The following is a 14,020-nucleotide window of genomic DNA, read 5'->3' on the forward strand; positions in this document are numbered from 1 at the left end:
GTGACGGCGGCCCGGGCCCGCTAGACCTCGGGGATCTCGGTCGGCGGGGCGTCCTTCTCCGGGGCCTCCTTATCCGGGGCCGTCGGGGTCGGGGCGGGCGCCGGGGAGTGCGTGATCGTCGGGCCGACCGGCCGCGCGGGGCGCTCGTCGCGGGGCGCCGAGTTCCACCACCAGAGCGCGAAGGAGATCGCGAGCAGCACCAGCACGCCGCCGGCCACCTGGAGCACCGCGGTCCGGTGGGTCGGCTCGCGGCGCGGGCGGCGGCCCCCGGCCCGCCGCGCGGCGCGGCGGGATCTGCGCCGCTCGCGCCGGGACGGGGGCCGGGCGCGCTCGCGCGCGGACGGCTCGGTGAAGACGGCGCTCCTGACGAAGTCCTCGTCGAACACGGGCTCGTCGAAATCTGCGGCCATGGGACTCTCCGGCGCGGGGGGATCGTCGTGCGCCCAGGCTAGTCGACGCGGCCGGCACCCCCGCGTGCCGCGGCCCGCGCGCGATCCCTCTCACCGGGACCGGCCTTCCCCCGCAAAGTTAGAACACGTTACAGTCAAAAGTGAATCGTGTTCTAGAAGGAGACCGCATGGGTACCCCGGTGATCGTCGAGGCGGTGCGCACGCCGCTCGGCAAGCGTGGCGGCTGGCTCGCGGGCCTGAAGCCGATGGCCGTCCTCGCGCACGCCCTGAACGCCGCCGTCGAGCGCTCCGGCATCGACGCCGCCGAGGTGGAGCAGGTCTTCGCCGGCTGCGTCACGCAGGCGGGAGAGCAGGGCGGGCACGTCGGCCGCTACTCCTGGCTGTACGCGGGGCTGCCGTGGCAGGCGGGCGTCACCACCATCGACGCCCAGTGCGGCTCCTCCCAGCAGGGCGTCCACCTGGCCGCGTCCCAGATCGCCGCCGGGGTCGTGGACGTCGCGATCGGCTGCGGCGTCGAGGTGATGAGCCGCGCCCCGCTCGGCAGCAACGTCATGCCCGCCGACCCGCGGCCCGACGACTGGTCGCTCGACATGCCGAACCAGTTCGAGGCCGCCGAGCGGATCGCCGCCCGCCGCGGCATCACCCGCGCCGACCTCGACGCGTTCGGCGCCCGCTCCCAGCAGCTCGCCGCCAAGGCGTGGGCGGACGGCCGCTTCGACCGCGAGATCGCCCCGATCACCGCGCCGGTCCTGGACGCCGAGGGCGAGGTCACCGGCGAGACCCGCGAGGTCACCCGCGACCAGGGCCTGCGCGAGACGACCGCCGACGGGCTCGCCGGGCTCAGGCCGGTGCTCGGCCCCGAGGGCCTGCACACGGCGGGCACCTCGTCCCAGATCTCCGACGGCGCCGCCGCCGTCCTGCTGATGTCGGAGGACAGGGCCCGGGCCCTCGGCCTGCGCCCGCGCGCACGCATCCGCACGCAGGCCCTCGTCGGCGGCGAGCCGTACTACCACCTGGACGGGCCCGTGCAGTCGACCGAGCGCGTCCTGCGGCGCTCCGGCATGGCCATGGGCGACATCGACATCACCGAGATCAACGAGGCCTTCGCGTCGATCGTGCTGTCCTGGGCGTCGGTCCACAAGCCGGACATGGACCGGGTCAACGTCAACGGCGGCGCCATCGCCCTCGGCCACCCCGTGGGGGCCACCGGCGCCCGCCTGATCACCACCGCGCTGCACGAACTGGAGCGCCGCGACGCCGGGACCGCGCTGGTCACGATGTGCGCGGGCGGTGCCCTCTCCACCGCCACGATCCTCGAACGGATCTGACGAGGCGGGCATCCTGGAGTACAGGACAGCGCACGACCACGGGTCCCGGTCCCAGCGGCCGGGGCCCTCGAACCATGACAGGCGCGAAAGGCGGTCTCGGTGCAGCCGGAACCTGAGGACCTCGGCGGCGGGCTGTGGAGCGTCCCCGTCCCCATCCCGGACAACCCCCTGTCGTACACGCTGGTGTACGCGGTGGAGAGCCCCCGGGGCCCCGTCCTGGTCGACGCGGGCTGGCAGCACGAGGACGCGTGGACGGCCCTGCGCGACGGGCTCGGCACGTTCGGGATCGACGTCGCCGACGTGTACGGCGTGGTCGTCACGCACTTCCACCCCGACCACGCGGGCCTCGCCGGGCGCGTCCGCGAGACGTCCGGCGCCTGGATCGCCATGCACCACTCCGACGCCGCGATCGTCCGGCTGTTCAACGAGGTCGGCCAGGGCGGCCGCCGCTCGTTCGAGCTGACCGCGCTGCGCCGCGCCGGCGCGGCCGAGTCGGACCTGACCGGGCCCACCCAGCAGACCCGGGTCTCGCCGCCCGCCGTCCCGGACCGCGAGCTGTCCGACGGCGACCTGGTGGACGTCCCCGGCCGCCGGCTCCAGGCCGTGTGGACCCCCGGGCACACGCCCGGCCACATCTGCCTGCACCTGGAGGACGGCGACCGCATCTTCACCGGCGACCACGTCCTGCCGCGCATCACCCCGCACATCGGCCTCTACCCCTACGACACCCCGGACGTGGACCCGCTGAGCGACTTCCTCGGCTCGCTCGACAAGGTGTCGGCCATGACGGTGGGCGAGGTCCTGCCCGCCCACCAGCACCGCTTCCGCGGCCTCGGGGACCGCGCCCGCGAGATCATCGGCCACCACGAGGAGCGCCTCGCGGAGGTGGCGGCGCTGCTGTCCCCGAGCCCCGTCACCCTCTGGGACCTCACCGCCGGCCTCACCTGGCGCCACCCGTGGCCCGAGATGGCCCAGCAGGCCCGGCGCATGGCCGCCGCCGAGGCCGCCGCGCACCTGCGCACCCTGGAGACCCGGGGCGTCGCCCGCCGCGACGGCGACGACGACCCCCTGCGCTACGTCCTGCGCTGACGTTCCCGATCCGCCGCCCGGTGTCGTCCGTGGACGTTAGTCTGCCCGCCGACGATCTCCGAAGGGATGGCGGATGCGGGACGTGCCCGGGCCGGAAGACGACGAGATGGACGGCGCGCTGGCGCTCGCCCCCGATGATCCGGAGGGGGCGCGCCAGCGCGTCCTGCGGACCGCGGGGCAGCGGCCGGCGGCCTCACTGCCGGACTTCTTCTCGGCCGCGGCGGGGGCGTTCGCGCGGGCGGGGCACGCCGAGCAGGCCGCGTTCTACCTGGGCAGGGCCGGCGAGTTCGAGGAGGCGAACGCGCGGCTGCTCGGCCTCGCGCCCGACACGGCCCGGGCGCAGCGGGTGCTGGTGGATCTGGTCCCCCTGGGCGCGATCACCGCGTCGGCGCTGCACGGGCACCTGAAGCGGCTCGCACGGCACGACGGCGCGGCCGCCGCCCATGCGTGGGCGCGGGAGGCGGTGTGCGCGTTCTTCGACGCGGGCACCGTCCCGTATCCGAACGTCGTCGCCGACCTGCTTCCGGTGGCGCGGTCGGCCGGGGTCGACGAGGCGGACGAGACCGGCTTCGTCGCCGAGCGGCTGCTGCGTGGAGGGCTGCTGCCCCGGGCGCCGCTGCCGCTGTGGCAGTCCGTGGACGCGGCGCTGCGGCGGCTCGCCCGGGATCCCGAGCTGCTGGACCTGCTGATCGCGGCGCGGCCCGACGGCGGGCTGTACGCCGATCCCGGTCCGCGCGCCGAGCACCACCGGCACTGGCTGCTGCTGCTCGGGCTGGTCGAGGCCGGGCGGCGGCTGCCGCCGGACTGGTTCGCCGCCGCCGGCCCGCAGCCCGCGAACGAGCTGATGCGCCTGGCCGCCGACGCGGGCGACCGCCTGTTCCCCGCGCCGGGCCGGTGGTTCGACCCCGCCGCCGACCCGGTCGTCGGGCGCTCGGCACCCGACCCCCTCGCCTTCACCCGCTCGAAGGTCCAGGCTCCGCACTGGAACGGCGAGGACGACGCCCTCCCCCGGTTCCTCGCGCAGCTCGGCGAAGGCGCCCCGAACGCGCGGGAGCGGCTGGACGCCTGCGTGCGGGGGCTCGGCCACTACGACAACGTCGACTATCCGTCCCTGCTGCGAGCGCTGTGGGCGCAGGGGACGGTCCGCCGCGCTCTCTCCGAGGACGTCGCGCGGTGGCGGGAGGAGTGCGCGGCGGGCGACCTGCTCGGCCTGGAGGTCGCGCTGCCCCGCCTGGCGCCGCTGGCGGAGTGGGCGGCCGCGACCCCGGCCGCCGCAGCCCTGGCCGGGCTGGAGATCACCGATCCGGTCGACGCGCTGTGGCGCACGCTGCGGGCCGGGCTCCCCGGGGAGCTGCGGTTCCCGGCCGTCGAGGGCTCGCACGCCACCGCCGTCCTGCACGACGATCTGCTCACGGTCGGCGTCGAGGGAAAGCGTGTCGAGGTCTTCGGCCCCGACGGGCCGGTCCACCGCGCCGACCTCCCCCACGCCACGGGCACCTACCCGTGGTACGACGGCGCCGACTGCTACGTTTCGCGGCTGAACGGGAACCGCGCGGAGACCTACCGCGCGCCCGCGCCCGGCGAGCTGGAGGTGCCCGCCGACGGGCGGTGGCGATGGCCGCGCAGCCCGGCGGCGGTCGCGCTGACGTTCCCGGGCGCGACCGCGCCGACGCAGCTCACGCTCGACCGGGGGCTCCTGCGCCTGGTCGACGGTGAGGGCCGGACGACCCTCAGGATCCGGTACTCCCCGTCCCAGCCCGGCGACGCGGTCATGCCCCCGCCGGGTTTCTGGCCCCATCTGCCGGCCGCGGACCCCGAGGGCTCGGCGGCGCTGCGCGGCCTCACCCGCGACGGCGCGGCCCGCCTGGTGGACGCGGCCCTCGTCCACCGGCGGGAGCTGGACGCCGAGCTCGGCCGCGTCCTCCCGGAGATCACCGACGCGCGGCTGCTGGAGGAGGTGGCGGCGCTGGCGCTCCGGGCCGCCGCGTGCCTGCTCGGCGTGCTCCGCCTGCGGGACGCGCTCCGCCTGGCCCCGCCGGAGGGCCTCCCGGAGCGGATCCGTCCCGGCGGCGGCCTGCGGGCCGGCCGGAACGTCGCGCGGGTGCCGGCCATCCGGTATCTCGCCGAGGTCCTCGTGGAGGCCGCCGAGACCGGGCCCGCCTACGACACCCCCCATCCGCTCGGCCGCATCGACCTGCCCACCGGCGCGCGGGCCGTGTACTTCGCGTTCGGCACGCTCGGTGGCGAGGCGCTGCTGGCCGCGCTGCCGTGGCGGGCCGCGTACCAACGGGCGAAGGCCGTGGACCTCCTGGGCGCTTGGGGCGGAACCCCTTGGGGGGACGGCAGCGGCCGGTGGCGGCGGCTGTGGTTCGGCGCGCAGGCCACGCAGGACCCCGAGGGCCAGCTCTGGCGGACGCCGAACGGCGCGATGGTGATCCTGTCCTGGCAGGCCCGTCCGCACAAGGAGTCCTTCGCCGTCGAGTACTCCCCGGACGGCGTCTTCCGCGACTTCACCTTCCCCGGCTGGCGCCACCGGTATCCGCCGCGGCCGCAGGGCTGGGGCGGGGCCGACCGCATCGCGCGGTACCTGCGCCTGCTGGACGAGCGGGGCCCCGCCCCCTACGACGTGGCGGCCGTGCGGAGGCTCGCCGAGGGCACGGGGCTGCCGGTCTCCTCGGCCGCGTCCGCCGCCTACGGGTACCCGTTCACGGTCGGGCGCGAGAAGGAGCGCGACCGGCTGCCCGCGGACGTCGCCGCGCTCTACACCGATCCCGAGACGGGCGAGCGCGCGAGGAACTGGTCGTGGCAGCTCGACGAGGCGCTGCGCGAGCCCCTGATGCCCGCCGACCCGGAGGACCTGTGGGTCACCGGCCTGGACGTCGACGGAGCCGTCGCGTGGTGGGAGGCGGAGGGGCGCGAACTGGGGCTGTGAACTTTCGGCCGGGGTGCGACGCAGATCACTCTCACGGGCGGGACTCTTGATGAGACTGGAGTCTCATGTTAGAACCTGTTCTAGGTAAATGCTGGTCTCCACCCCGGCACGAAGGATCATCCATGGCACTCGCGACGTCCCCCGTCTCCGCCGCCCGGGCCTTCCGGGCCCCCGAGATCGACATCATCGATCCGGGCGTCTACGAGCGCGGGGGGATCCCGCACCGCCAGTTCCAGTGGCTGCGCGACAACGACCCCGTCCACTGGCACCAGGACCCGAACGACGGGGTGCCGGGGTTCTGGGCCATCACGCGCCACGAGGACGTGGTGTCGGTGTCGCGGCGCGCCGACCCGTACTCCTCGCACGAGCGGACGTCGATGTTCGAGGAGTTCTCCAGCGACGACATCGCCATGTACGGGCAGATGATGCTCTTCCAGGACCCGCCGGACCACACCCGGCTGCGCTCCATGGTCAACAAGGGCTTCACCCCGCGGATGATCGGGCGGCTGGAGGAGCACATCCGCAAGATCTGCAACGAGCTGATCGACGAGGCGGCGCCGCTGGGCGAGTGCGACTTTGTCGAGCGGTTCGCCGCGCCGCTGCCGCTGTACACGATCTGCGAGCTGCTCGGCGCGCCGATGGAGGACCGGGAGAAGATCTTCCACTGGTCGAACAAGCTCGTCGCGTTCAACGACCCCGAGTTCATCGGGGGCCGCGAGGAGTCGACCCTGTGCGCCGCCGAGTTCGCCGAGTGGGGCGGACAGCTCGCCGCCGCGCGCGAGTCGACGCCGCGCGACGACATCGTGACCAAGCTGCTGACGCCCGACGCCGACGGGAACCGGATCACGCTGGAGGAGTTCCAGCTCTTCGTGATCATGCTGTCGATCGCCGGGAACGAGACCACCCGGACCGCCACCGCGGGCGGCATGATCGCCTTCTTCGAGCGGCCGGACCAGTGGGCCCGGCTGCGCGAGGACCGGAGCCTGCTGCCGAAGGCGGTCGAGGAGATCGTCCGCTGGGTCAGCCCGATCAACCAGTTCCGCCGGACGGCCCTGGTCGACACCGAGATCGGCGGCAAGCAGATCAAGGCCGGCGACAAGGTCGTGATGTTCTACGGCTCCGCCAACCGCGACGAGCGCGCCTTCGAGAACCCGTTCGCCTTCGACGTGGCGCGCGACCCGAACCCGCACATCGGCTTCGGCGGCGGCGGCCCGCACTACTGCCTCGGCACCCACCTCGCCCGCATGAACCTGCGGATCATCTTCGAGACGATCCTGGAGCGCATGCCCGACATCCGGCTAGCGGGCGAGCCGCGGCGCTTGCGGTCCAACTTCGTCAACGGCTACAAGGAGATCCCGGTGAGCTTCACGCCCTCGGCCCCCCTCGGAGGTTGACGGCGCCCATCACTCCGGACGAGGAGGTTCGAGGCGATGACCACCACCCCCGACATCGAACTGGTCGACCCGGGAGCGTACGAGCACAGCGGCGTCCCGCACGGGCAGCTGGCGTGGCTGCGCGAGCACGAGCCGGTGTACCGCCACCACGGCGACCCGCAACTGGACCACCCGCCGTTCTGGGCGGTCACCCGGCACGAGGACGTCGTGCACGTCTCGCGGCACCCGGAGCTCTTCTCGTCCTGGCAGCGGCTGGCGCTGTTCCACGAGTCGCCGGAGGACCAGATCGTCCTGCAGCGGATGATGATGCTGAACCAGGACCCGCCGGAGCACTCGCGCAAGCGGAGCATCGTCAACCGGGGCTTCACCCCGCGCGCGATCGGCGCCCTGGAGCAGCACATCCGGGACATCTGCCGGCGGCTCGTGGCCGAGACCGCCGAGCGGGGACCGGACGCCGACTTCGTCCGCGACCTGGCGGCGCCGCTGCCGCTGCATGTGATCTGCGAGCTGCTCGGCGCCCCGCCCGAGGACCGGGAGAAGATCTTCCACTGGTCGAACACGCTGATCGGCGGGGACGACCCGGACTTCCAGCGCACGCCGGAGGAGGGGCAGCAGGCGGCGACGGAGCTGTACGCCTACGCCAACGAGCTGGCCGCCGACCGGCGCGAGAACCCGCGCGAGGACATCGTCACCCGGCTGCTCCAGCCGGACGCCGGCGGCGAGGTCCTGACCGGGGACGAGTTCGAGCTCTTCGTGATGCTGCTGTCGGTCGCCGGGAACGAGACGACCCGCAACGCGGCGTCCGGCGGCATGCTCGCGCTGCTGGAGCACCCGGAGCAGTGGGAGCGGATGAAGGCCGACCCGTCCCTGGCCCGGACGGCGGCCGACGAGATCGTCCGCTGGGTCACCCCGGTCAACATGTTCCGGCGCACGGCCGTCCGGGACACCGAGATCGGCGGCACGGCCGTCGCCGAGGGCGACAAGGTCGTGGTGTTCTACTCCTCGGCCAACCGCGACGAGGCGGTGTTCGCCGACCCGTACCGCTTCGACGTGGGACGGGACCCGAACCCCCACCTGGGCTTCGGCGGCGGCGGTCCGCACTTCTGCCTGGGCTCCCATCTCGCCCGGCTTGAGCTGAGTGTGCTCTTCGAAACACTCTTGGACGCCATGCCCAATATTGAACTCAACGGTAACGTTCGCAGGCTAAGGTCTAGTTTCATCAACGGCGTAAAGGAGATGCCGGTACGGGTGCGTCCGGCGTCCCTCGACTGACGGGAGTGGTGCGTGGGCAGGGGATGGCGTGGGTGAGGCAGGCGAGGCGGGCGGTCCGTTGCGGGTGGCCCTGCTCTCGTACCGCAGCAAGCCGCACTGCGGCGGGCAGGGCGTCTACCTCCGGCACCTGACCCGGGAGCTGGCCGACCTCGGGCACGCCGTCGAGGTCATCTCCGGCCAGCCGTACCCGGAGCTCGACCGCGAGGAGATCACCCTCACCAAGCTCCCGAGCCTGGACCTGTACCGGGACGAGGACCCGTTCCGCACCCCGGCCCTCGGCGAGTTCCGCGACTGGCTGGACGTCCTGGAGTTCGCGCACATGAGGACCGGCGGCTTCCCCGAGCCGCTGACCTTCAGCCTGCGCGCGCTGCGGCTGCTGCGCGAGCGCCGCCGCGACTTCGACGTCGTGCACGACAACCAGGTCCTCGGCGTCGGCAACCTCGGCATCGCCCGGCTGGGCCTGCCGCTGGTGACGAGCATTCACCACCCGATCAGCGTCGACCGGCGGATCGAGATCGAGGCCGCCCGCGGCCTCAAGCAGAAGCTCGGCAAGCGCCGCTGGTACGGGTTCGTCGGGATGCAGTCGCAGGTGTCGCGGCGGATCGGGCCCGTGCTGACGGTGTCGGAGTCCTCCAAGGTCGACATCGTCAAGGACTTCAAGGTCGACCCGCGCGACATCGAGATCCTGCCGCTCGGCGTCGACACCCGGATCTTCCACCCGCGCGGCGAGCGCGTCCCCGGCCGGATCGTGGCGATGGCCAGCGCCGACGCGCCGATCAAGGGCGTGGACGTGCTGCTGCGCGCGGTCGCCAAGGTCGCCACCGAGCGCGACGTCCACGTGATCGTGGTGAGCCGGCCGCAGAAGGACGGCCCGACCGAGCGGCTCGTGCGCGAGCTCGCGCTCGGCGAGCGGGTGCGGTTCGTCAGCGGCATCAGCGACGGCGAGCTGGGCGAGCTGCTGGCGTCCGCGGAGACCGCCGTCGTCCCGTCGCGCTACGAGGGGTTCTCGCTGCCGGCCGTGGAGCACATGGCGTCCGGGACGCCGCTGGTGGCGAGCCGCGCCGGCGCCCTGCCCGAGGTCGTGGGCGACGCCGGGATCCTGGTCGCGCCGGGTGACGTGGAGGAACTGGCCGCGACCCTGCACCGCCTGCACGACTCCGCCGAGGAGCGTGCGCGGGTGGGAGCCGCGGGCCTCGCGCGCGTCCAGGAGCGGTTCGCCTGGCCCGCCGTGGCGCAGGCCACCGTGGAGCACTACCGGGCCGCCATCACCCAGCAGAAGTACCGGCGCCTAGCCGCGCGCAAGGGCAAGTGAGGGAGCGTCCTTGGACGCCCTCTGATCGGAAGGAGCACGACCCTGCTGACCGTGGATTTCCAGCGGTTCCGCGTCTCCCCAGGAGACCGCGTCCTCGACATGGGATGCGGCGCCGGACGGCACGCCTTCGAGCTGTACCGACGGGGTGCGCACGTCGTGGCCTTCGACCAGGACGCCGGGGAGCTGTCCGGCGTGGACAAGATGTTCGGGGCGATGCGCCTCGAAGGCCAGGTGCCCGAGGACGCGACCGCCGAGACCGTGCAGGGCGACGCGCTGGACCTGCCGTTCCCCGACGACCACTTCGACGCGATCGTCGCGTCGGAGGTGCTGGAGCACATCCCCGACGACATGCGGGCGATGCGCGAGCTGCTGCGCGTCCTCAAGCCGGGCGGCAAGCTCGCGGTGACGGTGCCGAGCTGGCTGCCCGAGCGGGTCTGCTGGGCCCTGTCCGAGGACTACCACACCGCCCCCGGCGGGCACGTGCGGATCTACACCCGCGCCGAGCTGGAGGCCAAGCTGAAGTCGATCGGCTTCCGGGTCGGCGGCCACCACCACGCGCACGGGCTGCATGCCCCCTACTGGTGGATCAAGTGCGCGGTGGGGGTGGACAACGACGGCAACCCGATCGCCAAGGCCTACCACCAGATCCTCGTCTGGGACATCATGAAGCGGCCGCTCGCCACCCGGATGGCCGAGCGCGTCATGAACCCGCTGATCGGCAAGAGCGTCGTCGTCTACTTCGCCAAGCCCGCGGCGCCGGACGCGCCGGCGGCCCCGGCCAGGGAGACGGCGGATGCGGTCTGAGACCGCCCCGCCCTCGGTCCCCGGAGTCCTGACCGCAGGCGACGTCGTCGCCACGGCGCGGAGCATCGCGGCGCAGCAGGAGCCGTCCGGCGCGATCCCGTGGTTCTCACCGACGCACGGCGTCCCCGGGCACGTGGACGCCTGGAACCACGTCGAGGCGGCGATGGCGCTGTCGGTCGCCGGGCTCGGCGCCGAGGCGCGGCGGGCCTACGAGTGGCTGCTCGGCGTCCAGCGCCCGGACGGGTCGTGGCCCGCGAAGTGGGTGCTGGGCGAGGTCACCGAGCCGGGCGGGGAGTCCAACCACGCCGCCTACGTCGCGGTGGGCGTCTGGCACGAGCTGCTGACGACCGGGGACGAGGACTTCGCCCGGCGCATGTGGCCGGCGGTCCGGCGCGCGATCGACTTCACGCTGGGGCTGCAGACCGGGCGCGGCGAGATCATCTGGATCCGGCACGAGGACGGCGCGCCGTCCGACCACGCGCTGCTGACCGGCTGCTCGTCGATCTACCAGTCGCTGCGCTGCGCGGTCGCGCTGGCCGAGCGGCTCGGCGAGCACCAGCCGGATTGGGAGCTCGCCGCCGACCAGCTCGGGCATGTGGTGGCGGCGCATCCGGAGGCGTTCGCCGACAAGAGCCGCTGGTCGATGGACTGGTACTACCCGGTGCTCGGCGGCCCCGTGCGGGGCGCGGACGCGGCGCGCCGCTTCGAGGAGTCCTGGGACACCTTCGTGGTGCCGGGCCTCGGCTGCCGCTGCGTCTCGGACCAGCCGTGGGTGACGGCGGCGGAGAGCTGCGAGCTGGTGCTGGCGCTGGACGCCGCGGGCGACCGCGACCGCGCGCTGGAGCTGTTCGGCACCATCCAGCACCTCCGGCACGAGGACGGCTCGTACTGGACGGGCTGGCAGTTCGAGAACGAGCGGCACTTCCCCGGGGACCGTTCCACCTACACGGCGGCGGCGGTGATCCTCGCGGCGGACGCCCTGGCGGACGCCTCCCCCGGCTCCCGGCTCTTCAAGGAGATCGCGGGACGGCCGCTCGGGCCGTCGGAGGCGTCCGATCCCCTGGCGTGCGGCTGCGCGCTCGTCGCGGCCGCCAACCGCGCCTGACCGGGCTCCCCCGGTCAGGCGCGCCGGCTCGGGCCGGTCAGGCGGGCGTGAGCGGGTCGGCGTCGCCGACGCGTTCCAGGACGCGCAGCGAGCCCTCCGCCCGGCGCTCCTCGAAGGCGCCGCTCGCCAGCGCCCGCAGGTAGACGTCGTAGGGCGGCCGTCCGCCGTCCCGGGGGTCGGGGAAGACGTCGTGGATCACCAGGGCCCCGCCGGCGGCGACGTGCGGCGCCCAGCCCTCGTAGTCGCCCTGCGCGTGCTCCTCGCCGTGGCCGCCGTCGATGAACAGCAGCGCCAGCGGCGTCCGCCAGAACGCCGAGACGGTGCGGGACTGCCCGACGACGGCGACGACCTCGTCCTCCAGCCCGGCGGCGGCGATCGTCGCGCGGAACTTGGGCAGGGTGTCCATCCGGCCGGTGCACGGGTCGACCAGGGACGGGTCGTGGTGCTCCCAGCCCGCCTGGTTCTCCTCCGAGCCGTGGTGGTGGTCGACGGTGACGAGGACCGTTCCCGCCTGCCTGGCGGCGGCCCCCAGGTACACGGCGGACTTGCCGCAGTAGGTGCCGACCTCCAGCATGGGCCCGGTCCCGGACAGGCGGCCGCCGTACTCCAGGCCCGCCTCGTACAGCGCGAGGCCCTCGCCGTCCGGCATGAAGCCCCTGGCGCCGCGCGCGGCGCGCAGCAGCTCGGGGGGCATCGGCGTTCCCGCCGACCGTGCGTCGTCGCTGGTCGTCCCCGGTCCGGTGGACGCCTTGGTGTGGGTCATCGCTCTCCTCCGTCGGGGCACCATATCCGACATCGGTGGGATGAGACCCGAGTCTCACGCGGAGTCTTGCCGGACCAGACTGGAACGTGTTCTACTTTCGGGGTGAGCCACCCGTTTCCGAACGATATTCGGTAGGTTGACGGGTGAGTCCCCCGAACGGAGCAGAGCGATGAGAGTACGAGTCGACCCTCTGGTATGCGAGGCGAACGCCGTGTGCGTCGGGCTCGCACCCGAGGTCTTCGACCTCGACGACGATGACGAGCTGCGGATCACGCGGCCGGACGTCCCGCCCGAGGAGCAGGACCGCGTCCGCCACGCGGTGCGGTCGTGCCCGAAGGCCGCGCTGACGCTGGAGGAGTAGCCCGGCGGCTGCCCCCGGTCCCGTTCACCCACCCCAGACCCCCGGCAACAGCTCAGGCACAGTGGAGGCAGCCATGGCACGCGCCGCGGTACTGCATGCGGTCGGCGACAAGGAACTCGATCTGCGCGACGACGTCTCGACGATCGATCCGGGTCCCGACCAGGTGAAGGTCGAGATCAAGGCGACCGGGGTCTGCCACTCGGACCTGTCCACCATGACCGGCGTGCTGCCGTCCGCGATGCCGACGGTCATCGGCCACGAGGGCGCCGGGGTCGTGGCCGAGGTCGGCGACCGGGTGACCGGCGTCCGGCCGGGCGACCACGTCGTCGTCAACTGGACGCCCGACTGCGGCGAGTGCGCCGAGTGCCTGCGCGGCGAGCCGTACCTGTGCATGACCCACCTCGCGCGGTCGTTCTCGGAGCCCGGCTTCACCCTCGGCGACGGCAGCCCCGCGTTCGGCATGGCGGGCACCGGCACCTGGGCCGAGGAGATCGTGCTCCCCCGGCGCGGCGTGATCAAGATCGCCGAGGACATCCCCTTCGAGTACGCCGCCCTGCTCGGCTGCGGCATCCCCACCGGCGTCGGCGCCGTCGTCAACACCGCGAAGGTCACGCCGGGCTCCAAGGTCGCGGTGGTCGGCGCGGGAGGCGTCGGGCTCTCCGTCATCCAGGGCGCCAGGATCGCGGGCGCCTCGACCATCCTCGCGATCGACCCGAACGAGGCCAAGCACCCGATCGCCGAGCAGTTCGGCGCGACCCACACCGCCACCCTGGACGACCTCGACGCGACCAAGGGGCTGCTCACCGGCGGCGCGGGCTTCGACTACACCTTCGAGGTCGTCGGCAAGTCCGCCGCGATCACCACGGCGTGGAACGCGACCCGCCGCGGCGGCGACGTCATCGTCGTGGGCGCCGGCGCCGCCGACGACGACTGGAGCCAGACGGCGTTCGCCCTGCTGTTCGACGGCAAGAGCCTGAAGCCGTCCCTGTACGGCGGCTGCGACCTCAAGCGCGACATCCCCCTGTTCGTCGACCTCTGGCGCGCCGGGAAACTCGACATCGAAAGCCTCATCACCCGCCGGATCGGCTTCGACGACCTCAACGACGCCGTCCGAGCCCTCACCGAAGGCGAAGTAATCCGCCAAGTAGTGGTGTTCGACTGACCCCCAAGACTGCGGCGTGCCGTCCCGTAACCGCGCCCATCCGGGACGGCGCGCCGCATGTTCCCGGACGCGTATCATCCTTGTCTGT

At 73.5% G+C, this 14,020-nt stretch carries 12 protein-coding genes; 10 read left to right on the forward strand and 2 right to left on the reverse strand.

Going from position 1 to position 14,020, the window contains the following annotated elements; translation table 11 throughout:
* Window positions 1-20 precede the first annotated feature (20 nt).
* Complete coding sequence (locus BJY14_RS10945; protein ID WP_179843511.1) at window positions 21-410, reverse strand: SCO2583/SCO2584 N-terminal domain-containing protein; 390 nt, start codon at window positions 408-410, stop codon at window positions 21-23.
* A gap of 167 nt (window positions 411-577) precedes the next feature.
* Between BJY14_RS10945 and BJY14_RS10950 the strand changes: the two genes are divergently transcribed.
* The 8 genes from BJY14_RS10950 to BJY14_RS10985 all read left to right on the forward strand — a co-directional run bounded on the left by BJY14_RS10950 (window position 578) and on the right by BJY14_RS10985 (window position 11,646).
* Window positions 578-1,738 (forward strand): steroid 3-ketoacyl-CoA thiolase, encoded by a 1,161-nt coding sequence (locus BJY14_RS10950; RefSeq protein ID WP_179843512.1) that lies wholly within the window; start codon window positions 578-580, stop codon window positions 1,736-1,738.
* Window positions 1,739-1,837: 99 nt separating this feature from the next.
* Window positions 1,838-2,827 carry an MBL fold metallo-hydrolase gene (locus BJY14_RS10955; RefSeq protein WP_179843513.1) on the forward strand — a complete coding sequence of 330 codons (990 nt, stop codon included), beginning with the start codon at window positions 1,838-1,840 and terminating at the stop codon, window positions 2,825-2,827.
* A 73-nt stretch (window positions 2,828-2,900) separates the two neighbouring features.
* A complete protein-coding gene (locus tag BJY14_RS10960) occupies window positions 2,901-5,759 on the forward strand; it encodes a hypothetical protein (protein WP_179843514.1) in 2,859 nt (952 codons plus the stop codon).
* Between the two features lie 122 nt (window positions 5,760-5,881).
* Window positions 5,882-7,153, forward strand: a complete 1,272-nt coding sequence (locus BJY14_RS10965) for a cytochrome P450 (protein WP_179843515.1) — start codon at window positions 5,882-5,884, stop codon at window positions 7,151-7,153.
* Window positions 7,154-7,189: 36 nt separating this feature from the next.
* Entirely contained in the window at window positions 7,190-8,425 is a 1,236-nt protein-coding gene (locus BJY14_RS10970) for a cytochrome P450 (RefSeq protein ID WP_179843516.1), read from the forward strand.
* A gap of 28 nt (window positions 8,426-8,453) precedes the next feature.
* A complete protein-coding gene (locus BJY14_RS10975) occupies window positions 8,454-9,737 on the forward strand; it encodes a glycosyltransferase family 4 protein (protein ID WP_179843517.1) in 1,284 nt (427 codons plus the stop codon).
* Between the two features lie 42 nt (window positions 9,738-9,779).
* Entirely contained in the window at window positions 9,780-10,541 is a 762-nt protein-coding gene (locus BJY14_RS10980; RefSeq protein WP_179849293.1) for a class I SAM-dependent methyltransferase, read from the forward strand.
* Entirely contained in the window at window positions 10,531-11,646 is a 1,116-nt protein-coding gene (locus BJY14_RS10985) for a glycoside hydrolase family 15 protein (protein ID WP_179843518.1), read from the forward strand. Before BJY14_RS10980 ends, BJY14_RS10985 begins: the two co-directional genes overlap by 11 nt.
* Window positions 11,647-11,683: 37 nt before the next feature.
* Here the strand turns inward: BJY14_RS10985 and BJY14_RS10990 are convergent, their stop codons facing one another.
* Complete coding sequence (locus BJY14_RS10990; protein ID WP_179849294.1) at window positions 11,684-12,340, reverse strand: class I SAM-dependent methyltransferase; 657 nt, start codon at window positions 12,338-12,340, stop codon at window positions 11,684-11,686.
* A 238-nt stretch (window positions 12,341-12,578) separates the two neighbouring features.
* Between BJY14_RS10990 and BJY14_RS10995 the strand changes: the two genes are divergently transcribed.
* Window positions 12,579-12,770 carry a ferredoxin gene (locus BJY14_RS10995; RefSeq protein WP_179843519.1) on the forward strand — a complete coding sequence of 64 codons (192 nt, stop codon included), beginning with the start codon at window positions 12,579-12,581 and terminating at the stop codon, window positions 12,768-12,770.
* 73 nt (window positions 12,771-12,843) lie between these two features.
* Entirely contained in the window at window positions 12,844-13,932 is a 1,089-nt protein-coding gene (locus BJY14_RS11000) for a Zn-dependent alcohol dehydrogenase (RefSeq protein WP_179843520.1), read from the forward strand.
* Window positions 13,933-14,020: the final 88 nt, after the last annotated feature.

Origin of the sequence: Actinomadura luteofluorescens (assembly GCF_013409365.1) — a bacterium.
In the GTDB taxonomy this organism is placed as follows: domain Bacteria; phylum Actinomycetota; class Actinomycetes; order Streptosporangiales; family Streptosporangiaceae; genus Spirillospora; species Spirillospora luteofluorescens.

Excerpts from the sequence above, each read along its gene's own strand:
- BJY14_RS10990 (WP_179849294.1), bottom strand. The coding sequence starts at position 12,340 with ATGCCCCCCGAGCTGCTGCGCGCCGCGCGCGGCGCCAGGGGCTTCATG.
- BJY14_RS11000 (WP_179843520.1), top strand. The coding sequence starts at position 12,844 with ATGGCACGCGCCGCGGTACTGCATGCGGTCGGCGACAAGGAACTCGAT.
- BJY14_RS10945 (WP_179843511.1), bottom strand. The coding sequence starts at position 410 with ATGGCCGCAGATTTCGACGAGCCCGTGTTCGACGAGGACTTCGTCAGG.
- BJY14_RS10960 (WP_179843514.1), top strand. The coding sequence starts at position 2,901 with ATGCGGGACGTGCCCGGGCCGGAAGACGACGAGATGGACGGCGCGCTG.
- BJY14_RS10950 (WP_179843512.1), top strand. The coding sequence starts at position 578 with ATGGGTACCCCGGTGATCGTCGAGGCGGTGCGCACGCCGCTCGGCAAG.
- BJY14_RS10985 (WP_179843518.1), top strand. The coding sequence starts at position 10,531 with ATGCGGTCTGAGACCGCCCCGCCCTCGGTCCCCGGAGTCCTGACCGCA.
- BJY14_RS10965 (WP_179843515.1), top strand. The coding sequence starts at position 5,882 with ATGGCACTCGCGACGTCCCCCGTCTCCGCCGCCCGGGCCTTCCGGGCC.
- BJY14_RS10995 (WP_179843519.1), top strand. The coding sequence starts at position 12,579 with ATGAGAGTACGAGTCGACCCTCTGGTATGCGAGGCGAACGCCGTGTGC.
- BJY14_RS10970 (WP_179843516.1), top strand. The coding sequence starts at position 7,190 with ATGACCACCACCCCCGACATCGAACTGGTCGACCCGGGAGCGTACGAG.